Origin of the sequence: Labrys miyagiensis (genome assembly GCF_030160835.1) — a bacterium.
Lineage (GTDB): Bacteria > Pseudomonadota > Alphaproteobacteria > Rhizobiales > Labraceae > Labrys > Labrys miyagiensis.
Genome location: NZ_BSPC01000017.1, coordinates 34,698 through 59,724, shown reverse-complemented (window position 1 = coordinate 59,724; position 25,027 = coordinate 34,698). Strand labels below are relative to the sequence as shown.

At 65.2% G+C, this 25,027-nt stretch carries 23 protein-coding genes and 1 pseudogene; 6 read left to right on the top strand and 18 right to left on the bottom strand.

Annotation, left to right across the window (positions count from 1 at the left end):
* Nucleotides 1-70: 70 nt before the first annotated feature.
* Entirely contained in the window at nt 71-1,402 is a 1,332-nt protein-coding gene (locus tag QQL24_RS10580) for an 8-oxoguanine deaminase (protein ID WP_284311950.1), read from the bottom strand.
* 194 nt (nt 1,403-1,596) lie between these two features.
* Nucleotides 1,597-2,820, bottom strand: a complete 1,224-nt coding sequence (locus tag QQL24_RS10575; RefSeq protein ID WP_284311949.1) for an acyl-CoA dehydrogenase — start codon at nt 2,818-2,820, stop codon at nt 1,597-1,599.
* A 75-nt stretch (nt 2,821-2,895) separates the two neighbouring features.
* On the opposite strand from QQL24_RS10575, the gene cobD reads away from it, so the two are divergent.
* The gene (gene cobD, locus QQL24_RS10570) at nt 2,896-3,909 is read left to right on the top strand and encodes a threonine-phosphate decarboxylase CobD (protein ID WP_284311948.1); all 1,014 of its coding nucleotides are present in this window, start codon (nt 2,896-2,898) and stop codon (nt 3,907-3,909) included.
* A gap of 45 nt (nt 3,910-3,954) precedes the next feature.
* On the opposite strand, the gene QQL24_RS10565 is transcribed toward cobD, so the two are convergent.
* The 5 genes from QQL24_RS10565 to QQL24_RS10545 form a co-directional block, all read right to left on the bottom strand.
* Complete coding sequence (locus tag QQL24_RS10565; RefSeq protein ID WP_284311947.1) at nt 3,955-4,899, bottom strand: ABC transporter permease; 945 nt, start codon at nt 4,897-4,899, stop codon at nt 3,955-3,957.
* Entirely contained in the window at nt 4,896-5,951 is a 1,056-nt protein-coding gene (locus QQL24_RS10560) for an ABC transporter permease (protein ID WP_284311946.1), read from the bottom strand. Before QQL24_RS10560 ends, QQL24_RS10565 begins: the two co-directional genes overlap by 4 nt.
* Nucleotides 5,951-7,462, bottom strand: a complete 1,512-nt coding sequence (locus QQL24_RS10555; protein ID WP_284311945.1) for an ABC transporter ATP-binding protein — start codon at nt 7,460-7,462, stop codon at nt 5,951-5,953. Before QQL24_RS10555 ends, QQL24_RS10560 begins: the two co-directional genes overlap by 1 nt.
* A gap of 350 nt (nt 7,463-7,812) precedes the next feature.
* On the bottom strand, nt 7,813-8,856 hold the full coding sequence (locus QQL24_RS10550) for a BMP family protein (protein WP_284311944.1): 1,044 nt from the start codon (nt 8,854-8,856) through the stop codon (nt 7,813-7,815).
* 185 nt (nt 8,857-9,041) lie between these two features.
* Nucleotides 9,042-10,337: an amidohydrolase family protein gene (locus QQL24_RS10545; RefSeq protein WP_284311943.1), complete on the bottom strand. Its 1,296-nt coding sequence runs from the start codon at nt 10,335-10,337 to the stop codon at nt 9,042-9,044.
* Nucleotides 10,338-10,689: 352 nt separating this feature from the next.
* Between QQL24_RS10545 and QQL24_RS10540 the strand changes: the two genes are divergently transcribed.
* Together QQL24_RS10540 and QQL24_RS10535 are read left to right on the top strand one after the other, a co-directional pair.
* Nucleotides 10,690-12,078: an aspartate aminotransferase family protein gene (locus QQL24_RS10540; RefSeq protein WP_284311942.1), complete on the top strand. Its 1,389-nt coding sequence runs from the start codon at nt 10,690-10,692 to the stop codon at nt 12,076-12,078.
* A 102-nt stretch (nt 12,079-12,180) separates the two neighbouring features.
* On the top strand, nt 12,181-13,548 hold the full coding sequence (locus tag QQL24_RS10535) for an aspartate aminotransferase family protein (protein ID WP_284311941.1): 1,368 nt from the start codon (nt 12,181-12,183) through the stop codon (nt 13,546-13,548).
* Nucleotides 13,549-13,648: 100 nt separating this feature from the next.
* On the opposite strand, the gene recF is transcribed toward QQL24_RS10535, so the two are convergent.
* From recF to trpS, 7 genes are all read right to left on the bottom strand, one after another.
* Complete coding sequence (gene recF, locus QQL24_RS10530) at nt 13,649-14,773, bottom strand: DNA replication/repair protein RecF (RefSeq protein ID WP_284311940.1); 1,125 nt, start codon at nt 14,771-14,773, stop codon at nt 13,649-13,651.
* 85 nt (nt 14,774-14,858) lie between these two features.
* Nucleotides 14,859-15,977, bottom strand: a complete 1,119-nt coding sequence (dnaN, locus tag QQL24_RS10525) for a DNA polymerase III subunit beta (RefSeq protein ID WP_284311939.1) — start codon at nt 15,975-15,977, stop codon at nt 14,859-14,861.
* Between the two features lie 135 nt (nt 15,978-16,112).
* Complete coding sequence (locus QQL24_RS10520) at nt 16,113-16,403, bottom strand: type II toxin-antitoxin system RelE/ParE family toxin (protein WP_284311938.1); 291 nt, start codon at nt 16,401-16,403, stop codon at nt 16,113-16,115.
* Nucleotides 16,404-16,658 carry a type II toxin-antitoxin system ParD family antitoxin gene (locus QQL24_RS10515; protein WP_284311937.1) on the bottom strand — a complete coding sequence of 85 codons (255 nt, stop codon included), beginning with the start codon at nt 16,656-16,658 and terminating at the stop codon, nt 16,404-16,406. It lies immediately after the preceding gene.
* Between the two features lie 53 nt (nt 16,659-16,711).
* On the bottom strand, nt 16,712-16,909 hold the full coding sequence (locus QQL24_RS10510) for a hypothetical protein (RefSeq protein ID WP_284311936.1): 198 nt from the start codon (nt 16,907-16,909) through the stop codon (nt 16,712-16,714).
* A 147-nt stretch (nt 16,910-17,056) separates the two neighbouring features.
* Nucleotides 17,057-17,677 carry a glutathione S-transferase family protein gene (locus QQL24_RS10505; RefSeq protein WP_284311935.1) on the bottom strand — a complete coding sequence of 207 codons (621 nt, stop codon included), beginning with the start codon at nt 17,675-17,677 and terminating at the stop codon, nt 17,057-17,059.
* 37 nt (nt 17,678-17,714) lie between these two features.
* A complete protein-coding gene (gene trpS, locus QQL24_RS10500; RefSeq protein ID WP_284311934.1) occupies nt 17,715-18,755 on the bottom strand; it encodes a tryptophan--tRNA ligase in 1,041 nt (346 codons plus the stop codon).
* Nucleotides 18,756-19,006: 251 nt separating this feature from the next.
* Here trpS and QQL24_RS36425 point away from each other — a divergent pair.
* The 3 genes and pseudogenes from QQL24_RS36425 to efp all read left to right on the top strand — a co-directional run.
* Nucleotides 19,007-19,357 (top strand): annotated as a pseudogene (locus QQL24_RS36425) (saccharopine dehydrogenase NADP-binding domain-containing protein); the annotation flags it as partial.
* A gap of 914 nt (nt 19,358-20,271) precedes the next feature.
* A complete protein-coding gene (locus tag QQL24_RS36420) occupies nt 20,272-20,709 on the top strand; it encodes a DUF4166 domain-containing protein (RefSeq protein ID WP_348536443.1) in 438 nt (145 codons plus the stop codon).
* 83 nt (nt 20,710-20,792) lie between these two features.
* Nucleotides 20,793-21,362, top strand: a complete 570-nt coding sequence (gene efp, locus QQL24_RS10490) for an elongation factor P (RefSeq protein ID WP_284311969.1) — start codon at nt 20,793-20,795, stop codon at nt 21,360-21,362.
* Nucleotides 21,363-21,486: 124 nt separating this feature from the next.
* Here the strand turns inward: efp and pyrF are convergent, their stop codons facing one another.
* The 4 genes from pyrF to QQL24_RS10470 all read right to left on the bottom strand — a co-directional run bounded on the left by pyrF (nt 21,487) and on the right by QQL24_RS10470 (nt 24,893).
* Nucleotides 21,487-22,215 carry an orotidine-5'-phosphate decarboxylase gene (gene pyrF, locus QQL24_RS10485; protein WP_284311933.1) on the bottom strand — a complete coding sequence of 243 codons (729 nt, stop codon included), beginning with the start codon at nt 22,213-22,215 and terminating at the stop codon, nt 21,487-21,489.
* A gap of 17 nt (nt 22,216-22,232) precedes the next feature.
* On the bottom strand, nt 22,233-22,856 hold the full coding sequence (locus tag QQL24_RS10480) for a class I SAM-dependent methyltransferase (protein ID WP_284311932.1): 624 nt from the start codon (nt 22,854-22,856) through the stop codon (nt 22,233-22,235).
* Between the two features lie 87 nt (nt 22,857-22,943).
* Nucleotides 22,944-24,080, bottom strand: a complete 1,137-nt coding sequence (gene queG, locus QQL24_RS10475; protein WP_284311931.1) for a tRNA epoxyqueuosine(34) reductase QueG — start codon at nt 24,078-24,080, stop codon at nt 22,944-22,946.
* A gap of 120 nt (nt 24,081-24,200) precedes the next feature.
* Nucleotides 24,201-24,893 (bottom strand): glutathione S-transferase family protein, encoded by a 693-nt coding sequence (locus QQL24_RS10470; RefSeq protein ID WP_284311930.1) that lies wholly within the window; start codon nt 24,891-24,893, stop codon nt 24,201-24,203.
* Between the last annotated feature and the right edge of the window lie 134 nt (nt 24,894-25,027).

Genomic DNA, 25,027 nt, shown 5'->3' with positions numbered 1-25,027 from the left:
GAAACGTCGCGATGCAGGACAGGAAGAGCGGACGAGGACGTCCGCGGTCCCAGCCACTGCGCCTTCTCGACTAAAGAAACCGCCCCGCAATCTTCCCATGCGCCTCGCGCAACGCCCCCAGATCCACGCCCACCGGTAGGCCGTCCGCCACGCGCCATTGCCCGGCCACCATCACACGGTCGGCACGATGCGCGCCGCAATGCACCAGCGCGGCGATGGGGTGATGGGCGCCGGAGAAGCGCAGTTCGTCGAGGGTGAAGAGCGCCAGGTCCGCCTCCAGCCCGGTTCGTATCGCGCCGATGTCGTCGCGGCCGAGGCAGCGTGCCGAGCCTTCGCTGGCCCAGCGCAGGCAGTCGCGCCAGGAAACGGCCTCGGCGCCATGCGAGAGGCGGTTGATCATCAAGGCGTGGCGCACGCCCTCCATCAGGTTGGAGCTATCGTTCGAGGCTGAACCGTCGACACCGAGCCCCACCGGCGCGCCGGCTTTTTCGAGGAGGCCCGTGCGGCAGAAGCCCGAGGCGAGCACGGCATTGGAGGTGGGGCAATGGCACACGCCGACGCCATGGCGGCCGAGCGCGGTACAGTCATCGGCGCTGAAATGGATGCCATGGGCGAGCCAGGTGCGCGGCGACATCCAGCCGACTTCATCGAGCAGTTCGATCGGCCGGCAGCCATAGACCTCGCTGCAGAAGCGATCCTCGTCCTCAGTCTCGGCCAAATGGGTGTGCAGGCGGCAGTCGAACCGTACCGCGAGATCAGCGGTCCTGCTCATCAGGCTCTTGGTCACCGAAAAGGGCGAGCAGGGCGAGAAGGCGATCCGGATCATCGCCCCCGGCCGCGTGTCGTGATAGGCCCCCGCCACGCGCTCGCAATCGGCGAGGATCTCGTCCTCGTCCTGCACCACGCTGTCGGGCGGCAGGCCGCCATCCTTCTGCGACAGGTTCATCGAACCGCGCGACACCGTCATGCGGATGCCGAGCGCCCGCGCTTCCTCGACCTCGATGTCGACGGCCCGTTCGAGCCCCTTCGGAAAGACATAATGATGGTCGGCCGCCGTGGTGCAGCCCGACATCAGCAATTCCACCAGCGCGACGCGCACCGAAAGGCGAAAACTTTCGGGATCGAGGCGCGACCAGATCGGGTAGAGCGTCCTCAGCCAGGGAAACAGCGGCATGTCGCAGGCGTCGGGATGGGCCCGCGTCAGCGTCTGGTAGAAGTGGTGATGGGTGTTGACGAGGCCCGGCAGCACGACATGGCGGGAAGCATCATAGGTGGCGTCAACGGGCAGAGCCGGCTCGCGCCCGGCCGGCACCAGTTCGGCGATACGGCTGCCTTCGACAACGATACCGCGTTCCGCGCCATCGGCCAGGATGGCGAGCGGGTCTTTCAGCCACAGACGCATGGCGTCTCCTTTCGCGGACAGGACCGCTCATAGAAGCGCCTGCGGCGGCAGAGGCCAAGCCGCATTTGATTGGAAGGTGTTTACACTGGGAGCGCGGGCATCTTGCCCGCCCCTTGCTCTCCAACATCCGCTTCGTTTCCAAGAGGCGGACGTCGCGACATGAAGGCATGTCGCTGTGATGTCCGCGCTCCCAGTCAGAAAAACGCCTGGATCCCCGTCTGCGCCCTTCCCAGGATCAGGGCATGCACGTCATGCGTGCCCTCATAGGTGTTCACCGTTTCCAGATTCTGCGCCACGCGCATGACGTGGAACTCGTCGGCGATGCCGTTGCCGCCGTGCATGTCGCGGGCCACGCGGGCGATATCGAGCGCCTTGCCGCAATTGTTGCGCTTCATCAGGCTGATGGCGGGCGGCGACGCGGTGTGGGCGTCGAGCAGACGACCGAGTTGCAGCGCGCCGAGCAGGCCGAGCGCGATCTCGGTCTGCATGTCGGCGAGCTTCTTCTGCACGAGCTGGGTGGCGGCAAGCGGGCGGCCGAACTGCTTGCGGTCGAGCGTATATTGACGGGCGCGGTGCCAGCAGAATTCGGCCGCGCCCATGGCGCCCCAGGCGATGCCGTAGCGCGCCTTGTTGAGGCAGCCGAAAGGCCCGGAAAGACCTGCGGCGTTGGGCAGGAGGTTGACCTCGGGCACCACCACGCCCTCCAGCACGATCTCGCCGGTGATCGAGGCGCGCAACGAGAGCTTGCCCTCGATCTTGGGGGTGGAAAAGCCCTTGGTGCCACGCTCGACGATGAAGCCACGGATGACGTCGTCAAGCTTGGCCCAGACCACGGCGATATCGGCGATCGGCGAATTGGTGATCCACATCTTGGCGCCGTCGAGCCGGTAGCCGCCCTCGACCTTCACCGCCTTGGTCTTCATCGAGCCGGGATCGGAACCGGCGTCGGGCTCGGTGAGGCCGAAACAGCCGACCAGGTCACCGGAAGCGAGCTTGGGCAGGTATTTCTTGCGCTGCTCCTCGCTGCCATAGGCATGGATGGGATGCATCACGAGCGAAGACTGCACCGACATCGCCGAGCGATAGCCCGAATCGACACGCTCCACCTCGCGCGCCACCAGGCCATAGGCGACATGGCCGAGGCTGGCGCCGCCATAGGCTTCGGGGATGGTGGCGCCAAGCAGGCCAAGCTCGCCCATTTCCGTCATGATGGCGCGGTCGAAGGTCTCCTCGCGATAGGCCTTCAGCACGCGCGGCATCAGCCTGTCCTGCGCGTAGTCGCGCGCGGTGTCGCGCACGAGGCGTTCTTCCTCGGTCAGAAGTGATTCGAGGTCGAGCGGGTCTGTCCAATCGAAGGCTTCGCTCGCCTTTTTGATCGCTTCTCCAGCGTCATGAAGCTTGATCGCGGCATCCACCATGGCCCATACCCTCCTAAACTGATTTGGCGGGACATTGGTCGCGCCGCCTTCGGGCGTCAAGAAAAGAGTGGACTCATGAGCGCAGTGGAGCATGGCGGCAATCTCGGCGAGGCGCGGCGGCTCTTTCCGCAGACCACGCAGCCCTGGCTCGATCTTTCGACCGGCATCAATCCCTGGCCCTATCCGATCCCGCCCATCCCCGCTGAAGCCTGGACCGCCCTGCCCTCGCCCGACGACACGCGCGAGCTCGAAGCCGTGGCGGCGCAATGCTATGGCGTGCCGTTCGATGCCTGCATTGTCGCCACCCCGGGCACGCAGGCGGCGATCCAGTGGCTGCCGCGGCTGTTCCCGGCCGGCAGTGTCGCCGTGCTGAGCCCGACCTATACCGAGCATGCCCGCGCCTGGGCGCTGGCCGGCCATCACGTCCTGGAAGCCCGGCGCTGGGAGGAGCTCGAGAGCGCCACCATCGCCGTGATCGTCAATCCCAACAATCCGGACGGCGGCTATTTCGGCCGCGAGGAACTCCTGGCGCTCGCCGCCGAGAAACAGGCCAAGGGCGGCGCGCTCATCCTCGACGAGGCCTTTGCCGATGTCGTGCCGCAGATCTCCCTCGCCTCGATGGCCGGCACGCCGGGCCTGATCATGCTGCGCTCCTTCGGCAAGTTCTTCGGCCTTGCCGGCATCCGCCTCGGCTTCGTGCTGGCCGAGCCTTCAATCACCGGCCGGCTGCGCCAGGCCATGGGCGCCTGGGCGGTCTCGGGCGAATCCATCGCGATCGGCCGCGTGGCGCTCGCCGACATCCTCTGGCAGAACGGCACGCGCGCCTCCCTGCGCACCGCCCGCCAGGAGCTCGACGCCGATCTCACGGGCGCCGGCACCGTGCTGGGCGGCACCGATCTCTACCGCCTGCTGCAGACCCCGCACGCCCCGGCCCTGTTCCGCCAGCTCGGCCAGGCCGGCATCTGGGTACGGCGCTTCGCGGACCATCCCCGCTGGCTGCGCTTCGGCCTGCCCGGCAATGCGGAGGCAGCGGAGCGTCTTAGAGCCGTATTGGCGCGCCACCACAGCCGCGAGACGCATGCGATGTGAGGCCAGCGCTGAGCCAGAGCTCGCCCCTGATATCGCAGCCTGCCCCTACCTTTCCTCCTTCCTGAACGGTTTCAGCAAGGCCGCCGGCGCCACCGCGTTGCGGGACATCAGCGCCATGGCGACGATGGTGAACACGAAGGGCAGCATCAGGAAGGCTTCATAGGGGATGTGGCCAAGGCCGCTTGCCTGCAGCCGCAGTTGCAGGGCGTCGATCAGGGCAAAGAGCAGGGCCGCGCCGGCCGCCCGCACCGGATCCCAGCGCCCGAACACCACAAGGGCGATCGCCACCCAGCCGCGCCCGGAGATCACACCGAAGGTAAAGGCGTTGAACTGCGCCAAAGTGAGAAAGGCACCGCCCACGCCCATCAGGGCGCCGCCAAGGACCACAGCCTGGAAGCGCCTCGCCATCACGTTGATGCCGGCCGAATCGGCCGCGCGCGGGTTCTCCCCCACCATACGCAGCCCAAGGCCCCAGGGCGTGCGGTACAGGATGAAGGCGACCAGCCCCACGCCCAGCAATGCCAGATAGACCAGGGCGAACTGGTTGAAGAGCACCGGCCCGACAAAAGGGATTGCCGACAGGCCCGGAATCGGCACGGGCTGGAAGGCCGTCACCGTAGGGGGCGAGGATTGTTGGCCGAAGATCAGGCGATAGAAGAAATAGGCGAGCCCCGTGCAGAACAGGGTGACGCCGATGCCCGACACGTGCTGGCTGAGGCCCAGCACCACCGTGAAGACCGCATGGAGCGCCCCCATCGCCGCTCCCGTGGCGATCGCAGCCAGGATGCCGAGCCAGAGGTTGCCGGTGAAATAGGCCGCGGTGAAGCCCGTCATCGCCGACAGCAGCATGATGCCTTCGATGCCGAGATTGAGCACCCCGGCCCGCTCGGAGATCAGTTCACCGAGGGATGCGAAAATCAGCGGCGTGGCGATGCGCAGGGTCGCAGCGAAGAAGCCGATCTGAAAGACCTGTTCGAGAACAGCGCTCATGCCGCGGCTCCGGCACGGCGCAGACGGTAGGCCGTGAACAGCAGCGCCACCAGCATGGCGAGCAGGGCAGTCCCCTGGATGACATTGGCGAGGAAGACGGGCACGCCCGTCGCTCGCGACATCGCTTCAGCCCCGGTCATTGCCGCAGCGAAGAAGATGGCCGCCGGCACCACGCCGAGCGGGTTCAGGCGGGCGAGCATGGCAATGACGATGCCGCTGTAGCCGAAGCCCGGTGACAGATCGCTCATGACCTGGAAATGCACGCCACCAACCTCGCCCACGCCGGCGAGGCCCGCGAGGCCTCCCGACAGGAGCGCGGTGAGGACAAGAATGCGGTTCACCGCGATACCGCCATAGCTTGCCGCTTCGGCATTCTCGCCCGTGACGCGGATGGCGAAGCCCAGCGTCGTGCGGGTGATGAGGAACCACACCGCCGGCGCAGCCAGGAAGGCGAAGAGCACGCCGAGGTGCAGGCGCGTGCCCTCGAAGAACACCGGGAAATTGGCGCTGTCCTCGATGGGCGGCGAGATCGGATAGCCCGAGAGTGAATCCTTCCATGGTCCCTCGATCAGTGCCATCACAGCAAAATAGATCACCGAATTGAGAAGCAGCGAGCTGACGACATCGTCGACCTTGAGCCTTACGCGCAGGAGCGCGGGCACAAGGGCGGTGAGCCCTCCTGCCGCCGCCCCCGCGATCGCCATGGCCAGCCAGGCCAGGGGGCCCGGCATGGGAAAGGTGCCGACGAAGCAGCTGGCCACCGCGCCGGCCATCAACTGTCCCTCGGCGCCGATGTTCCAGAACTTCGCCCGGAAGGCGACGGCAACCGCGAGGCCCGTGAAGATCATCGGCGCGGCCTTCACCAGCGTCTCGGTCGTCGCGTAGAAATCGCCGAAGGCGGCGGCCAGCATGATGCCATAGGCATCCAGCACATTGGCGCCGGCCAGCGCGATGAGGCCGCTGCACAGGATCAGGGTGACCACGATAGCCGCGAGCGGCAGGGCGACGTTGAACCAGACGGGCGTGGCCTGGCGGGGCTCCAGCCTCAGCATCAGTGTTGCGCTCCGCTCATCAGCAGGCCGAGCCGCTGGATCGAAGCCTCCTTCGAGAGGAGGACTCCCGCCACACGCCCCTCGTAAAGCACGGCGATGCGGTCCGACAGGGTCAGCAATTCCTCCAGATCCTCGCTGATCACCATCAAGCCGCAGCGCCGCGTGCGAAGGTCCAGGAAGCGCTCATGTACGAAGCGGGCGGCGCCGATGTCGAGGCCACGCGTCGGCTGGGCAACGATCAGCACCCTGGGATCGAAGGCAAGCTCGCGCGCCAGCAATGCCTTCTGCAGATTGCCGCCGGACAGCGAGCCAGCCCGCGCCATCGGGCCGGGGCAGCGTATGTCGAAGACCCGGATCTGCTCCTCGGCGAAGGCCGTGATCGCGCCCGGCTTCAGGAGGCCCCGGGCCGAGAAGGCGGCGGTGCCGATACGCGGCAGCACCATGCTGTCGGCCAGCGGCAGGCTGGTGACCATGCCCTGCGTCATGCGATCTTCGGGGATGCGGCCAAGCCCCATCTCCTGCACACGGCGCGGGCCATAGGGCTCGACCGGCACGCCCCCGATCTCGAGCCTGCCCCCGGCCGGCTTCAGCATGCCGGCCACGACATCGGCGAGTGCCCTCTGGCCATTGCCCGCCACGCCGGCAATGCCGAGGATTTCTCCCTCGCGCACGGACAGGCTGACATCCCTGAGCAGCATGCCGCCATGCCCGGCGGTGGAGACCTTGTCGAGACTGAGAACGACGGCGCCCGGTTCCGAGGAGGGCCGTTCCGGCGGCACGATTTCATGGCCGCACATCAGCCGGGCCATTTCAGCCGACGACGTCCTGGCCGGCTCGGCGATGGCGGCGACCACCTTGCCATGCCGCAGCACGACGCAGCGATCGGTCAGTCCGCGCACCTCTGTGAGCTTATGGGAGATGAAGATGATGCCAAGGCCATCGGCCGTCATGGCGCGCAGGGCCTTGAACAGTCCCTCCGCCTCTTCCGGCGCCAGCACTGCCGTGGGTTCGTCGAGGATGAGAAGCCTGGCCCCGCGAAACAGCGCCTTGATCACTTCCAGCCGCTGTTGCTCGCCCACGGCGAGCGAGGAGACGCGGCGATCGGGATCGAGGCTGAGATTGAAGCGGCTGGCGATCTCCTTCAAGCGAACCAGCGCCCCGGCCCGGTCGAGACGTCCCCCCCTGCCCGGCAAGCCGACGAGAAGGTTGTCCATGACCGTGAGGCGGGAGGCGAGATGGAAATGCTGGTGCACCATGCCGATGCCGACGGCGAGCGCATCCGCCGAATTCCCGATGCGCGCGGGCCGGCCGTCGATCCGGATCTCGCCGGCATCGGCGGCATAGGCGCCGAACAGAATGTTCATCAGCGTGGTCTTGCCGGCGCCATTCTCGCCCAGCAAGCCGACGATCTCCCCGGGCCGGACCGCAAGGTCAACAGCCTCGTTGGCCTGCACGGCGCCGAACCGCTTTGAGACGCCGCGCATCTCCACGATGGGAATGGTGGAGTTCATGGATGAGCTGTCCCAGCGGAAGGGTCACTGAAGGCAGATGGAGCACGCAAGGCCTTCTCCGCAAGGTAGCTGCCGAATTCACGCATAGCGGTCTGGCAAGAAGAGGCACGGGTTATCCTTCCCCGACTGCGGGGAAGGTGGCTGAGCGAAGCGAAGTCGGAAGGGGTAGGGTGGCGCCTGCCTGGCCCGAAAACCGGCTCTGTCGCGTCGCTCTCCCCCTTCCGGCGCTACGCGCCACCTTCCCCGCAGTCGGGGAAGGATGAGCCGCGCCCTATACTGATAACACTCAGACGGGTGAATTCGACAGCCGCAAAGCGGGCGAGGCAGGCCCCTTACTGCCTCCTGCCGCCTCAATCCGAGACCGGCGTGTTCTCGTCCACGTCGACACGGAAATTGCCGTCGAGGATTTCCGCCTTTTTCTTCTCCACCAGATCCTTCACCTCAGCCGGAAGGAGCGTGTCGAACTTGTGGTAGGGCGCCAGGGTGGATCCGCCCTTGGCCATGCGCGAAAAGTCGCCATAGTCCTGCGCCGTGAACACACCGGCGCGCACCACCTTGATGGCCTGTTCGACGGTGGGATACATGTCCCAGACCGGGCCGGTGATGACGGTATCGGGGCCCTGATCCGCCTGGTCGGACATGTTGGAAATGGCGTAGATCTTCTTCTCCTTGGCCGCGTCGATCACGCCAAAACGTTCGGCATAGATGACATCGACGCCGGCATCGATCTGCGCGATGGCGGCTTCCTTGGCCTTGGGTGGATCGAAGAAGGAGCCGATGAAGGTCACCTTCTTCTTGATGGCCGGATTGGCTTCCTTAGCGCCGGCGAAGAAGGCGTTGACGAGACGGTTGACTTCGGGAATGCCCATCGCCGCCACGGCACCGACGGTATTGGACTTGGTCATCTTGCCGGCAATCAGGCCGGAGAGATACGCAGGCTCGTGGATCCAGTTGTCGAAGACGCCGAAATTGGGTTCTGCCGGGCCGGCGCCGGAACCGAACAGGAAGGCCGTCTTCGGAAACTGCTTGGCGGTCTTGCGCGATTCCCGCTCGGCAGCGAAGGCATCGCCGAGCACGAGCTGGTAGCCGCCCTGCGCATATTCGCGCATCACCCGGCTGAAATCGGCGGCCTCGACCTTTTCGGAGAACTTGTACTCGATACCGAGTTCCTTCTGCGCCTTGAGCAGGGCGACGTGAATCTGGTGATCCCAGGGTTCCTCGATCGGCGTTGCGAAGATGGCCGCGACCTTGAGCTTCTTCTCGGCCGCCAGGCCCGGCAGCGGCAGGCCGGCGGCGAGCAGTCCGAGAGTGCCGATCTGGACGAAGTGCCGGCGGGAGAGGCCCTCGCCCGCCTCGTTCCTGCTCTCGTTTCGGCCGTCGCGTTGATCTGACATGTCGTGCCCCCTCTGCCCTGATGCCTTTGGAAATCGAAACCGGATGACGATCATTATTTTGCAGGCGCGGAACCTTCGAAGGTTCCGTTTCGTCGAGTGTGGCGCTCCTTTCTGGCGCTGTCCAGATGGTCAAATGAGAAAACCGCATCGCAATTGGGCATGCCATGGACTTGCCCGCATTTTGCTCACTCGGCTGTCTTCGGTGCGTAACTGGATGGATCGAGGCTTGCCGGCCGACCGGGCAGGTCGAGCGTGGCCTGACGGGGCGGCGTCCGCGCGATCACCTTGCCTCGGCGGATGACGGCCAGCCTGGTTGCCCGCATACGCACGGCCTCGATGGTGTCACGGGCCTGCAGCAGCACGAGATCGGCGTTGCAACCCTTGGCCAACCCATAATCCTGGAGCCCCATCACCGCGGCGGGCACGGAGGTGACCGCCTCGAAGGCCCAGCGAATCGCCTCCCTGCTCGTCATCGGCACGGCATGGACGGCCATGTGGGCGACGTCGAGCATGTCGGCGCCGCCGAGGCCGTACCAGGGATCCATCACGCAATCCTGGCCGAGCGCGACGGGAATGCCGAGCGCGCGCATCTCGGGAATGCGCATCAGGCCACGCCGCTTGGGATAGGTATCGTGCCGGCCCTGCAAGGTGATGTTGATCAAAGGGTTGGCGATGGCGAAAAGGCCGGATTCCCTGATCAGCGGCAGCAGCTTGGAGACGTAGTAGGAATCCATCGAATGCATCGAGGTGAGATGCGAGCCTGCGGCCCGGCCGCCCAGCCCGAGGCGGTGCGTTTCAGCGGCCAGCACCTCGATGTGGCGCGAGAGGGGGTCGTCGCTCTCGTCGCAATGGAGGTCTATCATCAGGCCCCGCCTGGCCGCGATGGCGCAGAGCGCCTTCACAGAGGCAGCGCCCTCTTCCATCGTGCGCTCGAAATGCGGAATGCCGCCGACCACGTCGACACCGAGATCGAGCGCCCTCTCCAGGTTTCGCGCCGCGGTGGGCGAGCGAAAATAGCCGTCCTGCGGGAAGGCAACGAGCTGGAGGTCGAGATAGGGCTTCACCAGCCGCTTGACTTCGAGGAGCGCTTCGACGGCAAGAAGCCGGTCGTCGCAGACATCGACATGGCTGCGCACGGCCAGAAGGCCCTGGCTGACGGCAAGATCGCAATAGCGCAGGGCCCGCTCGATCACCGCCTCGTGGGTGAGCATGGGCTTGAGTTCGCCCCAGAGCGCGATGCCCTCCAGGAGAGTGCCGGACTGGTTGAGCCGGGGCAGGCCGAGCGACAGAGTGGCGTCCATATGGAAATGGCAGTCGACGAAGGGGGGCGCAACCAGCTGGCCGCCGGCATCGATGGTCTGTCCCGCCTCGCCCGCGATATCGGGGCCAATGGCCAGGATGCGCTCGCCGCTGACGGCGATGGCCTGCCCGCTACGTCCATCGGGCAGGACAGCATTGGTGATGAGAAGATCAAAGGCCATGGTTTCGGCTCCCTGTGTCGCCCGGCGAATGGAGCAGAGATTGCAGGCGCTTTGCAAGGCGCAACCGGCGGGTAAGTCAGGCCCCGCCACAGAGCTTCGAATTCGGGTTAACAAGGGTCGGGACATCGTCATTCCGGGCGACCGAAGGAAGACCCGGAATCCATGAACACTGTCCTTTGAGGTCTGTGTTCATGGATTCCGGCATGTCGCTGCGCTCCAGCCGGAATGACGAACCGATCCGCCCCCAACTCTTGTTAACCCGAGTTCAGAGCCCTGTTCGCCATCCAGGACTTGACTTCCAGGATTTGTGATCACAAAATTGGGATCACAAATTTTCCCGAAAGCCTGGATCATGAGCCTGCATCAGACCAACCTGACGACGTTGCAACTGCGCGCCATCGACGCTGCGCATCACATGCATCCTTTCACCGACACCAAGGGCCTCAATGCCGAGGGTGCGCGCGTCATCGTCAAGGCGTTGGGCGTGCATCTGTGGGATTCCGAGGGCAACAAGATCATCGACGGCATGTCGGGCCTGTGGAACGTCAATATCGGCTATGGCCGAGAGGAGATCATCGAAGCGGTGGCGCAGCAGATGCGCGAGCTGCCCTTCTACAACACCTTCTTCAAGACGACCCATTTGCCGGCTATCGAACTCTCGCGCCTGCTGGCCGAGGTGACGCCGCCGCAGTTCCAGCGCGTGTTCTTCACCGGGTCGGGCTCCGAATCCAACGACACCATCATCCGCATGGTGCGCCATTACTGGGCGGCGCAGGACAGACCGGGCAAGTCGACCATCATCGCCCGCAAGAACGGCTATCACGGCTCCACTATGGGCGGCGCCTCGCTCGGCGGCATGAAGCCGATGCATGCGCAGGGCGGCCTGCCGATCCCCGGTATCGTCCATATCGCCCAGCCTTACTGGTATGGCGAGGGCGGCGACCAGAGCCCCGAAGAGTTCGGCCTGTGGGCGGCACGCGAATTGGAGCGCAAAATCGACGAGCTCGGCGCCGACACCATCGCCGCCTTCATCGCTGAGCCGATCCAGGGCGCTGGTGGCGTGGTGATTCCGCCGTCGACCTATTGGCAGGAGATCCAGCGCATCTGCCGCGAACGCGACATCCTGCTCGTCTCCGACGAGGTGATCTGCGGCTTCGGGCGCTTGGGCGAGTGGTTCGGCTGCGAATATTTCGGCTATGAGCCCGACATCATGTCCATGGCCAAGGGCATCTCCTCGGGCTACCTGCCGATCGGCGGCGTGATGGTGAACGAGAAGGTCGCGCAAGTAATCGCCAATGCCGGCGATTTCAACCATGGCTACACCTATTCCGGCCATCCGGCGGCGGCCGCGGCAGCCATCGCGAACATCAAGATCCTGCGCGACGAGAAGATCGTCGAGCGCGTGAAGACCGACATCGGTCCGTATATGCAGAAGCAATGGCTGGCGCTGGGCGACCACCCGATAGTGGGCGAGGCGCGCATGGTCGGCCTTGTCGGCGCACTCGAGCTGACGCCCAACAAGCAAGCCCGCGCCTCCTGGCCGGTGGAGACGGGTACGGTCGGCCTGATCACCCGCGACTACTCCTTCCAGAACGGCTTGGTGATGCGCGCCACGCGCGACACCATGATCATCGCCCCGCCTTTGGTGATCAGCCATGAGGAAGTGGACGAGCTGATCAGCAAGGCGAAGAAGACGCTGAACCAGGCCTGGGCGGAGGTGAAACGCCGGGGGTATGTGTGAACCTGGGGGCGGGTCTTCAGACCCGCCTGAACCACCACATCCTGCCATTGTAGCGCTTCCAAGAGCCGGGTCTGAAGACCCGCCCCCCGGATTCCAGCATCCATGCCCTCTCCCCTCCTCGCCGGCATCGACGCCACCCGTATCAGCTCCTTCTTCGAAGCCGAGAGCGCCCATTACGCCACCGCCCGCCCGCGTTCCCAGGCCATGGCTGGCGATCTCGCCCAGGGCTTCTACCAGGGCGTCCCCATGCATTGGATGCGCGACTGGCCGATGCCCTTCGCCATGCTGGTGGCCGAGGCACGGGGCGCCACTCTCACCGATATCGACGGCAACAGCCTCTCCGATTTCTGCCTCGGCGACACCGGCTCGATGTTCGGCCATTCGCCCGAGTCGGTGGCGAAGGCCATCGCCGCCCAGGCCGGCATCGGCATCACCTATATGCTGCCGACACCCAAGGCGGCCGAGATCGGGTCCCTGCTGCGCCAGCGCTTCGGCCTGCCGCATTGGCAGGTCGCCGCCACCGCCACCGACGCCAACCGCTACGCCCTGCGCGTCGCCCGTGCCGTCACCGGCCGCGGCAAGATCCTGGTCTTCAACGGCTGCTATCACGGCACCGTGGACGAAACCTTCGTGCGGCTTGTCGTTGGCATGCCCGTGCCGCGGCCCGGCCTGATCGGGCAGGCCAACGACCCTACCCTCAACACCGTGGTGGTGGAGTTCAACGACATCCCCGCGCTGGAACAGGCCCTGGCGAGCAGGGAGATCGCCTGCGTGATCACCGAGCCGGTGCTCACAAACTCGTCCATGGTGCTGCCGGAGCCCGGCTTTCACGAGGCCCTTCGCCAGTTGACGAAAGCTGCGGGCACGCTCCTGCTTGTCGACGAGACCCATACGATCTCGACCGGCCCCGGCGGCTACACGAGACGGTACGGTCTGGAGCCCGACCTCTTCGTGCTCGGCAAGCCGATCGCCGGTGGCATCCCCGCATCGGTCTGGGGCTTCACGGAGGAAGTCGCGCAAAGGCTCGACGCCGTGCGCGCCACGCTGCCGCCGGGCCATTCCGGCATGGGCACCACGCTCTCGGCCAATGCCCTGGTGCTCGCCACCATGCATGCAACACTGACGCGTGTGATGACGGACGAGGCCTATGCCCATATGGAGCGCCTGGCCGGGATCCTGCAGCAGGGCCTGTCGGCGGTGATCGAGACGGCGAGGCTGCCCTGGCATGTGGCGCGGGTGGGCGCGCGCGTGGAATTCATCTTCGCGCCGAAGCCCTTGAAGAACGGCACCGAGGCCGAGGCAACGCATATCCATGAATTGGAGGCGGCGGTGCATCTCGGCCTGCTCAATCGCGGCGTGCTGATCGCGCCGTTCCACAACATGATGCTGGTTTCGCCGGCGACGGGAGAGGCGGATGTCGCGAGGCTGGTGAGCGCATTTGGCGATGTTGTTAAAGCGCTGACGGCATAGGCGTTCCTGGGACCGCAGGCGTCTCGCCTGCATCTTGGAAGCGCAGTGTTCGTAGGACGGGAAGAGGCAGGCGAGACGCCTGTGGTCCCAGGAACGCTCCCTACCGCTCCACCCGCCCCGGCGTGACCTTGTACACCGCCGCCCGATCCGCGATCGCCTCGAAGGCTCCCGGATCCGCGCCAGTCAGCCAGACCTGAGCCCCAAAACTCTCCAGCCGGTCATACAGCGCCGCCCGGCGGCTGGGGTCGAGATGGGCGGCGACTTCGTCGAGCAGCACGATCGGCGCCATGCCGGCGAGGCGCGCCACTAGCCTGGCATGCGCCAGCACCAGGCCAAGCAGCAGCGCCTTCTGTTCCCCGGTGGAAGCACGATCCGCGGCGACGCCCTTGGGGCCGTGCACGACGAGGAGATCTGTGAGGTGTGGCCCCTCCAGGGTGCGCCCCGCGGCGCGATCGCGCAGGCGGCCATCGCGCAGGGTCTGGCGGTAGCGCTCCTCCACCGCCAGGGCCGGTTCGTCCAGCACGGCGTTCTCGATCGCCCCGTCCAGGGCGATGCGGGCATGCGGGAAGGGCGAAGAAGGATCGATCTCCTCCTCGATCAGGCCGGCAAGGCGGCGCACCGTATCGGCGCGGGAGGCGGCGACGGCGATGGCGAGGTCGGCCACCTCATGCTCGGCGGCATCGAGCCAGCGCTGATCGGGGCTGGGTTCTTCCAACAGGCGATTGCGCGAGCGCAGCGCCCGCTCCAGGGCGTTGACGCGCGTGCCATGGCCGGCATCGACGGCCAGCACGAGACGGTCGAGAAAGCGCCGGCGCTCGCCCGCCGAGCCCGAGAACAACCCGTCCATCGAGGGCGTCAGCCAGACGAGGCGGAGATGATCGGCGAAGGCTGTGGCGGAGGAAACGGGCTGGCGATCGACGCGATATTTGCGCGGGCCGCTCTCGGGCCCCTCGATACCGGTACCCAGATGCACGGGGCCAAGAGCACCGTCGACCTCGGCGGCGACGGCGAAGCTGCCGGGGCCTTCCTCGCTCGCCATATCCTCGAGCTCGGCCCGGCGCAGGCCCTTGCCCTGTGTGAGCATGGAGATCGCCTCGAGCACATTGGTCTTGCCCGCGCCGTTCTGGCCGGTGAGCACCACCATGCTGGCATCCACGGCAAGATCCAGCCGCGGATAGGAGCGGAAATGGGTGAGGATCAGGCGGGTGATGCGGGGCGAGGTCATCCTGGGAGCGCGGACATCTTGTCCGCTCTTCCTTTATCGTAGAACGCGTCGTTTCCAAGAGCGGGCAAGATGTCCGCGCTCCCGGTCAAACCCGCATTGGCATCAGCACATAGAGCGCGGCAGCGCCTTCGCGGTCCTGCACCAGGGTCGGTGATCCCGGATCGGCGAATTTCAAGAGCGCCGTGTCGCCATCGAGCTGGGCGGCGATATCGAGGAGGTAGCGCGAGTTGAAGCCGATATCGAGCGGACCAGCATCATAATCGACCTCGATCTCCTCCGTTGCCGTGCCGGAATCCGGATTGGTGACCGTGAGCACGAGACGGCCATCGTTCAGCGACAGCTTCACGGCGCGGCCACGCTCGGAGGAGATGGTCGAGACGCGGTCCACGGCGGCGGTGAAATCGGTGCGCTCGACGATCAGCGACTTGTCGTTGCCGGTGGGGATGACGCGGGCATAGTCGGGGAAGGTGCCGTCGATCAGCTTGGAGGTCAGCACCACCGGGCCGATGGTGAAGCGCACCTTCGCCTGCGAGAGTTCCACCGAGACCAGCGCCTCGGCGTCTTCCATCAGCTTCTGGATCTCGCCCACCGCCTTGCGCGGCAGGATTACCCCCGGCATGCCGTTGGCGCCTTCGGGCGCAATGAGCTCGACACGGGCGAGGCGGTGGCCGTCGGTCGCCACGGCGCGGATGCGGTTCTCGCCCTCGACCTCCAGCGTGTGGAGATAGATGCCGTTAAGGTAATACCGCGTCTCCTCGGTGGAGATCGCGAATTGCGTCTTCTCGATCAGCTTGCGCAGATCCGCCGCCTTGAGCTGGAAGCTGTGCGGGAATTCGCCGGCGGCGAGATCCGGGAAATCGGAGGGCGGCAGTGTCTGCAGGGTAAAGCGCGACCGGCCGGAGCGCACGATGAGCTGCGTCGCCTCCCCGCCGCCTTCGAGCGACACCTGAGCCCCATCGGGGAGCTTGCGCACGATGTCGTAGAGCGTATGGGCAGGCACAGTGGTGGCGCCATCCATGATGACGTCGGCGGGCGAGGATTCCACCACTTCGAGATCGAGGTCGGTCGCCTTCAGCAGGAGGCTGGCGCCCTGCGCCTGGATCAGCACGTTGGAAAGGATCGGAATGGTATTGCGCCGCTCGACGACGCGATGAACATGGCCCAGCGATTTGAGAAGGGCGGTCCGTTCGAGCGTAACCTTCATGGAAAGCGTCCTGGCATAGCGAACCGCAGGTCGGGCCGGTGCCCCACATACGGTGGAAAAAGGGCGAAGACCATGCAATTTGCCGTGGGGAAAGGCAAGCGATCCGGCGCGTTTTTCAGGGTTATCCTGAATATGTCAGATCTGGACCCAGTCAAGGTGCCGGGCACCGTGCAGCACACGTTCGATGACAACCTCTCCTGACCGTCTCTCAGCGTAGAAAATCAGATAGTTGCCGTGGACCGCGACACGAACGCCGGAACCGTATTCTTCTCGAAGCCGGTATAAACCCGGATTCTTGGCCAGCGAAAAACAATGCCGTCTTATATCGGCAACGAAACTCAATGCTCGCATCGGGCTATCGGAGGCGATGTGCAGGGCAATTTCCAGCAAATCGCTTTCAGCCAACTCTGAAAACGCGCAACTCATTTAGCGCGCCATACCCTTGAGCTTGGCTTCGATCTTGTCGAAGACGACGTCCGCCGGAACCGTCTCGCCGTTGCTGCGACTTTCCTCGATCGAGCGCTTGATGTCGCTCACTCGCAATTGGTGAAGTTGCGTCTGCTCTTCGAGCAGACGCAAGCCGGCGCGGACGATTTCACTGGCGTTGTTGAAACGCCCTTCCTCAAGCTGAGCATCGATGAAATGCTCAAAGTGCTCCCCAAGCGTGAAGCTTCTGGCCATGATATGATCCTATATTATTAAATGATATAGGATCATATCATATCGCACGAAGCTTACAATGTCCGCACTGGCTCGAAGAACACGATCAGTCGTTCGACGACCATGAGGATCGCCACCACGATCACCAGGATGCGCAGGATGTTCTTGAAGCGGCCATCCATCGGCAGGCGCTCGATCAGGTAGATCAGCAGCCAAGAAACGAGGCCGATGATGATGAAGCCGATCAGCAGGGTGATGACGTTGGAAAGCATGCTCGCCCTCAAAAGATGCGCGGGCTACTCCGGGTGCACAGGCATCTTGCCCGTTCTTGAAACCGGTATACCTGCAATAAGGAAGAACGAGCGAGACGCCCGTGCACCCGGATTGCAGCATCAACGCGGGGCAGCCAAAGCTGTTCCCTATGTCAGCGGCGTCATCACACCTTTGCGAAAGGCGGGGCGCTCGGTCAGGCGCTGATACCAGGCGGCGAGATGCGGCAGATCAGGCCGCTCGATCGGCATGGTGAACCAGCCATAGATGCTGCAACCGAGCGGAATGTCGCCGATGCCAAGTTGGTCGCCCGACAGGAAAGGCTGGCTCGCCAGGGTCTTGTCGACGATGGCGAGGAGACGGCCACAGCCGTCGAGGCCACGGGAGATTTCCGCCGCCACCTGCTCCTGCGGCGAACGGCGTACCAGGTTCCAGAAGACGTCGCGGTAATGCGGGGCAAAGGAAGCCGTGGTCCAGTCCATCCACTTGTCGGCGGCAGCGCGCACCTGCGCATCCTGTGGCCACAACGTTCCCACTCCATGGCGGGCGGCCAGATAGCGCACAATGGCGTTGGATTCCCACAGCACGAAACCGTCTTCATCAAGGCACGGCACCAGGCCGTTCGGATTGAGTGCCCGATAGGCTGGATCATTGACGACGCCGTGGGCGCCGCCTGCCTCGATCCGTTCATAGGCGAGACCCAGTTCCTCGGCGCACCAGAGCACCTTCCTCACATTGGACGAGTTCACCCGCCCCCAGATCTTCAGCATGACAGTCTCCCGGTTGCCGGCGTCCGCTCGATTCGCTTCACTTCGCCCGGATGAAGCCGACAATGTCCTTCACCGAATTCATGATCGGCGCCGCGATGGTTCGCGCCCGGGCCGAGCCGTCGGCGAGCACCGCGTCGATATGAGCGGGGTCGGCCATCAGGCGCTTCATCTCGGCGGTGATCGGCGAGAGCTTGGCCACTGTGAGATCGGCCAGCGCGGTCTTGAAGGTCGAGAACTGGCCGCCGCCGAACTCGCCGAGGACGTCGGCCACCAGCCTGCCCGACAGCGCCGAGAAGATCGCCACCAGATTGTCCGCCTCGGCGCGGCCCTTGAGGCCCTCCTCCTCGCTCGGCAGCGGCTCGGGATCGGTGCGGGCCTTGCGGATCTTGGAGGCGATGGTGTCGGCATCATCGGTCATGTTGATGCGCGACAGATCGGACGGATCCGACTTCGACATCTTCTTGGTGCCGTCGCGCAGGCTCATCACGCGCGTCGCCGCGCCCTGGATCAGGGGCTCGGGCAGCGGGAAGAAGCCCTCCTCGAAGCCATGGGAGGCGATCGACTCGGCAAAGTCGTTGTTGAACTTGGTGGCGATGTCGCGCGACAGCTCCAGATGCTGCTTCTGGTCTTCTCCGACCGGCACATGGGTGGCGCGGTAGACCAGGATGTCGGCGGCCATCAGCGCCGGATAGGCGAACAGGCCGACGGAGGCCGCCTCCTTGTCCTTGCCCGCCTTCTCCTTGAACTGCGTCATACGGTTGAGCCAGCCCATGCGCGCCACGCAGTTGAACACCCAGGCAAGCTCGGCATGCTCGGCGACCTGGCTCTGGTTGAACACGATATGGGCCTTGGGGTCGATGCCCGACGCGATGAAGGCCGCGGTGACCTCGCGGATGGCGTTCTGCAGCCCCTTGGGATCCTGCCAGACGGTGATGGCGTGCTGGTCCACGACGCAGTAGATGCAGTTGTAGTTCTTCTGCATCTCGACGAAGCGCTGGATGGCGCCGAGATAATTGCCCAGATGCAGGTTGCCCGTCGGCTGAACGCCCGAAAAGACACGCTCCACGAACTTCGTCATGGTTCTCGATTCCGTATGGCAGGAAAATTCCCGAAAGTGTCGAGCGCTTATGGCGGGCGAGCGGGGCGGATGCAAGTGCAGAGGCCGATTTGGAGTGGCAGTCTCCGACTGCCAAACCTCGAACCGCTGCGTTTATCGAAGAGGAAGATGCCGGTCGGTGACCGCCACTCCAATCCCGCGACGATTTAGTGACTGCCTCGGAAAGCGCTATCCAACTATGGATTGCAGCATTCTCGTCACACAGGCAATCGATGTCCCCTTCCGAACCGTCCCTGCGCCTCCTCATCGTCGGCGGCTATGGCGTTTTCGGCGGTCGGCTGGTCGAATTGCTGGCGGATGAGGAACGCCTGACCATCCTGGTGGCCGGCCGCTCGCTCGAAAAGGCACAACTCTTCTGCGCGAGCCGTATCGGCAAGGCCTCGCTGGTCGCTGCCGCCTTCGACCGCGACGGCTCACTCGCCCCACAGTTGGAGGTTCTCGAGCCGGATATCGTCGTTGATGCCAGTGGTCCCTTCCAGGCCTATGGCAGCGCACCCTATCGGCTGGTCGAGGCAGCGATCACCCATGGCGCCGACTATCTCGACTTCTCCGACGGCGCGGCCTTCGTGCGCGGCATCAGCCGCTACGATGCGGCGGCGAAGGAGAGAGGCGTGACCGCGCTCTCCGGCGTCAGCAGCTTTCCGGTGCTGACGGCCGCTGTTGTGCAGCACCTCACCCGCGACGGCGTGCGCCTTACCGCCATCCGGGCCGGCATAGCCCCCTCCCCGCACGCCGTGGTGGGCGAAAACGTCATCCGCGCCATCTCCTCCTATGCCGGGCAGGCCGTGCGCGTACGGCGCAACGGTCAGGCAGCGCTGGCCCATCCGCTCACCGAGACGATGCGCTACACCATCGCCCCACCCGGCCGGCTGCCGCTGCCGAATACGCTGTTCTCGCTGATGGAGGTGCCCGATCTCCAGCTCCTGGCGGATGCCAGACCCGAAACGGCGACGGTCTGGGTCGGCGCCGGGCCGCGGCCGGAGATCCTGCATCGGGCGCTGATCGGCCTCAGCCTGCTGGTGCGCGCCAAACTCCTGCCGTCGCTGCTGCCGCTTGCCCCGCTGCTCTATCACGCCAACCGCATCCTGCGCTGGGGCGCGCATCGCGGCGGCATGTTCGTGGAGATCGAGGGTCACGGCCAGGGTGGCGCCAGGGTCCGGCGCTCCTGGCATCTCAACGCCGAGGGTGATGACGGCCCCTATATCCCCTCGATGGCGATCGAGGCGCTCATCCGCAAGCGCCTTGCCGGCGAGAGGAGCAAGCCCGGCGCCCGGCCAGCCACCGGGGCCCTGAGTCTCGCCGACTACTACCAGGTCTTCAGCGGCCGGACCTTCGTCCATGGCACGCGCGACGAGACCGCCCTCGCCGGCCGGCCGCTCTACCAGCGGGTCCTGGGCGAAGCCTATGACGCCCTGCCGCCGAGCCTTCGGGCCATGCACGCCCTTGGCGACGGTGTCTTGCGCGTACGCGGGCGCGCGTGCGTGGAACGCGGCAAGGGCTGCTGGCGCGTCTTGTCGCCAGGCTCGTTGGCTTCCCGCCCGAAACCGACGACATTCCCGTCTCCGTCACCTTCACGCCGAAAGGCAAGGGCGAGTTCTGGCAGCGCGATTTCGGCGGCCGGCGCTTCTCAAGCCTGCAGGTGCCGGGCAAGGGCCGCTCGGCAGGGCTGGTCGAGGAGCGCTTCGGTCCGTTCGGCTTCGGGCTCGCCCTCGTGGTCGAGGACGAAAAACTGCATCTGGTGGTGCGCAACTGGAACGTCCTCGGCCTGCCCCTGCCTCGCTTCCTGGCGCCCGGCGGCAACAGCTTCGAGAGCGAGGAAGACGGCTGCTTCCACTTCCAAGTCGAGATCATCAACCCGCTGCTGGGGTTGATCGTGCGCTACAAGGGCTGGCTCATCCCGGAAAACCCGGCCTGAACGGCGTTATTTTCGCGGCAACGCTTTCGCTCCTGGCTGCGGCGGTGTATGAGGCGCCACGCATTCTCAAGGTTCAGGACAATATCGTGAAGGTTATCGCCAGCCAGATTCGCAAGGGCAATGTCGTCGAGATCGACAACCAGCTTCTCGTCGTGCTCAAGGCCGAAAGCTTCTTTCCGGGCAAGGGCACGCCCACCACCCAGATCGACATGCGTCGTCTCTCGGATGGCGTGAAGACGGTGCAGCGCTACCGCACCACCGAGCAGGTCGAGCGCGCCTTCATCGAAACCAAGCCTTACACCTATCTCTACGAAGACGCCCACGGCTTCGCCTTCATGAACATGGAGAGCTATGAGCAGGTTTCCGTGCCGGCCGATGTGATCGGCGACCAGTCGGTCTATCTCGCCGAAAGCATGGAATGCCAGATCAGCCTCTATAACGGCGTGCCGGTTGCCATCGAACTGCCCGCCCGCGTGGTGCTGGAAGTGACGGAAACCGAACCGGTCACCAAGGGCCAGACGGCCTCCTCCTCCTACAAGCCCGCCACCCTCTCCAACGGCCAGCGCACCACCGTGCCGCCCCACATCTCCGCGGGCACCCGCGTGGTAGTCATGACGGAAGACGGCTCCTACGTGGAACGCGCCAAGGATTGATCCGGGAGCGCGGACATCTTGTCCGCTCTTGGAAGCGCGACGTTTACAAAAGAGGCGCGGCCGTGGGGAACGGTGGCGCCCTTTCTACATTTGGCAGGCGGTTCAAGAGCGGATCGTCCGACACTCACTTGAGTGTCGCAGGGACGCCCGCGCTCCCAGCGATCTCCGCCTGGATAGCTTCCGCCACCGCCCTTGGATCAGCAGCAGCAACAATCGGACGACCCACCACCAGATGGTCCGCCCCCGCGCGGATCGCATCGCCGGGCGTCATGATCCGCTTCTGGTCGCCGCTGTCGGAACCCGCCGGACGCACGCCCGGCGTTACCAAGAGCATGGTATCGCCGACGCGGTTGCGCGTGGTGGCGGCCTCTTCCGGCGATAGGATCAGGCCGGGCACGCCGAGCGCCATCGCCTGTGCCACGCGCTGGGAGACGAGTTCGCTCACGCTCTGGCGGTAGCCGGCCTCGACAAGGTCGGCATCGTCATAGGAGGTCATCACCGTGACGCTGAGGATCTTGAGGTCCGAGCCGCGGGCCCCTTCCACCGCCGCCTTCATCGTCTGCGGGAAGGCGTGCACGGTGAGAAAGGTCATGCCCATGCGAGCGATCGCCTCCACACCCTTGCTGACGGTGTTGCCGATGTCGTGCAGTTTCATGTCGAGGAAGATCTTCTTGCCGGAGCGGGCGAGATCCTGGGCGAAGGGCAGGCCGCCATTGAAGACGAGTTGGTAGCCCACCTTGTAGAACGTCACGCTGTCGCCAAGCCGTATCACCAGGGCCTCGGCCTTGGCCACGCTGTCGACATCCAGGGCGCAGATCAGGCGGTCCTTCGTATCCAAGTCAGTTCCTGGCAAAGTCCATTCCTCGCAAGTCAGTTCCTCGAAAGCTGCGTGTAGGTCCACACCCGCGCCGGCGGGACATTGCGCCAGATCCGCGGCGAGCCCTTCCAGGTGAAGAAGGCATCGCGCGTCGGAATCGGCGAAGTCAAGGCATAGGTGAATTGCACGAAGGGCGCGCCGGGCTGCATCAGGGTGAAGGCCTGCGCCAGGAGGTCGAGACGCTGGGCCTCGGGCCGGGTCATCAGCGGCAGGCCGCAGACCATCGCCGCGGCTTTGCCGTCGAGCTTGCCGTCGAGTGTCCTGGCGAGGGCGTAGGCATCGCCCTGCACGATCTGCGCCTTGGGGAAACGCCGGGCCAGAAGATCGCAAAATTCCGGGCTGTATTCCACCAGGACGAGGCGTTCCTCAGCGATGCCATGCTCGACAAGGGCCTGGGTGATCGGCCCGGTACCCGGTCCGATCTCGACCACCGGCCCCTCGGAGGCCGGATCTACATGGCTGGCCATGACCTTGGAAAGGATGCGGCTCGATGGCGTCACCGAACCCAGCTGCATGGGCTTTTCGGTCCAGCTCCTGAAGAACTGGGCCGCCTCGCTGAGCCGCCCCGCCGGCCTGGGCCCGCAATTCGTCCGTCGCGCGCCACCTTTGTGGATCATCGCCTGCTCCTTGCTTACCCCGTCTGCATGGCTATTGGCGAACGCCTGTGGCGTCAAGGTGATGGCGTGCACATTGTGACGGCAGTGTCATAAGAGGAAAGGCTCCTGTGCCGCAAGGCCGGCCCGCCGCCATTCGCCGAGCACGTCGGCATCGCTCTCACCCTGGCGCCTGTCCAGATGGGTGGCGAGCCGCTGCGGCGCAAGACGGGAGAGCGCCCACACCGCCATGGCGCGCACCAGCGCCGAATTGTCCTCCAGCAAGGCCTCGGCCTCGCCAACCAGGTCGGTGTCGCCGGAATTGCCGATGGCGATCAACACGTTGCGGATGAAACGGTCGCGCCCGATGCGCTTCACCGGGTTTCTTGCGAACAGCGTCCGGAAGGCGGCATCGTCGAGCCGCGCCAGCTCCGCCAGTCTCGGTTGCCGCAGTCCCTCGCGGGCCATCAGCTTCCGTTCGTGCCCGGCAACGGCGAACTTGTTCCAGGGGCAGACGGCGAGGCAATCGTCGCAGCCATAGATGCGGTTGCCGATCGCCGGCCGGAACTCGGCCGGGATCGGTCCCTTGTTCTCGATGGTGAGATAGGAGATGCAGCGCCTGGCATCGAGTTGGTAGGGCGCTGGAAAGGCCGCCGTCGGGCAGACATCGAGGCAGGCGCGGCAGGAGCCGCAATGGTCGCGCTCGGGCTCATCGGGTTCGACCTCGGCCGCCGTGAAGATGGAGCCGAGGAAGAGCCAGGAGCCGAAGCTGCGGCTGACGAGATTGGTGTGCTTGCCCTGCCAGCCCAGTCCCGCGGCGGCGGCCAGAGGCTTTTCCATCACCGGCGCGGTGTCGACGAACACCTTGAGCGGCAGGCCCGTCGCCTCGCCCCACCAGCGACCGAGACCCTTGAGCTTCTTCTTGATGACGTCGTGATAATCATCGCCCTGGGCATAGACCGAGATCAGCGCCGAGGACGGATCGGCGAGGCCCGCCATGGGATCGCTGTCCGGGCCATAATTCATGCCGAGCATGATGATGCTGCGCACCTCCGGCCAGAGTGCAAGCGGGGCGCCACGCTGGTCGGCGCGATCATGCATCCAGCCCATCTCGCCGTGGCAGCCCTGGTCGAGGAAGGTTTTCAGGCGCTCGGGTGCCTGGGGAATGGCGTCGGGCGTGGTGACGCGGACGACATCGAAGCCTTCGGCATGGGCGCGGGCGAGGAGCTGGGATTTGAGGGAGGTCATGGCGTCGCTGGGAGCGCGGATGTCCCTACGACACTCCAAGAGTGTCGGACGATCCGCTCTTCCTCTACCGCAAGCGTGTCGTTCCCAAGAGCGGACGGGGACGTCCGCGCTCCCGGGAAACTAAAAATCCAGGTCCGCATAGGTCGAGGAGGGCGGCGTGCCGCGAATGGTCTCGGCCAGAAGCGGACGGAAGGACGGGCGGGATTTGAGGCGCGCATACCACTCCTTGGCCGCGCTGTCCTCGTCCCAGGGCACGTCGCCAAGATAGTCCACGATGGAAAGATGCGCCGCCGCGACGAAATCGGCATAGGAGAGCCGATCGCCCGCCAGCCAGTTCCGTCGCCGTACCAGATAGCCGACATAGCGCAGATGATAGCGCACATTCGACTTGGCGGCACGGATCGCGGCCGTATCCGGCGAAGAACCGCCCTCGCCCACCGGCAGGAAACGCTTCAGGATCTTCTCGGTGACGAGATATTCACTCACCTCGGCGTTAAACTTGACGTTGAACCACTCGATCAGCCGGCGTGTCTCCACGCGGGCGCGCGAGTCGCGCGGCAACAGGCGCTGCTCGCCGAGGGCATCGCCATAGGCCTCGTCGAGATATTCGGCGATCGGCGAGGCGCCGGGCACGGTGAGGCCGGTGGCGTCGATCATCACCGGCAGCACGCCGGCCGGGTTCATGTGCAGGAAGGCCTCGCGGCGCTCCCAGGGCTTTTCTTCGACCAGATCGGTCGCGACATCCATTTCACTCAGCACGAGGCGAATGAAACGGGATTGCGGATCGACGGTGTTGTGAAAAAGCTTTGCCATTGAACCCGAGAATCTGGAGACAGTCTGGAAACCGCGGAGGGGAGGCCCGCAGGGTGCCTAGGCGAAAATCCGGTATACCCCCCTGCCCAAGCCCCCGGCAACAGGCTTGAGCAAGTAGAACACAGGCGCGGCGG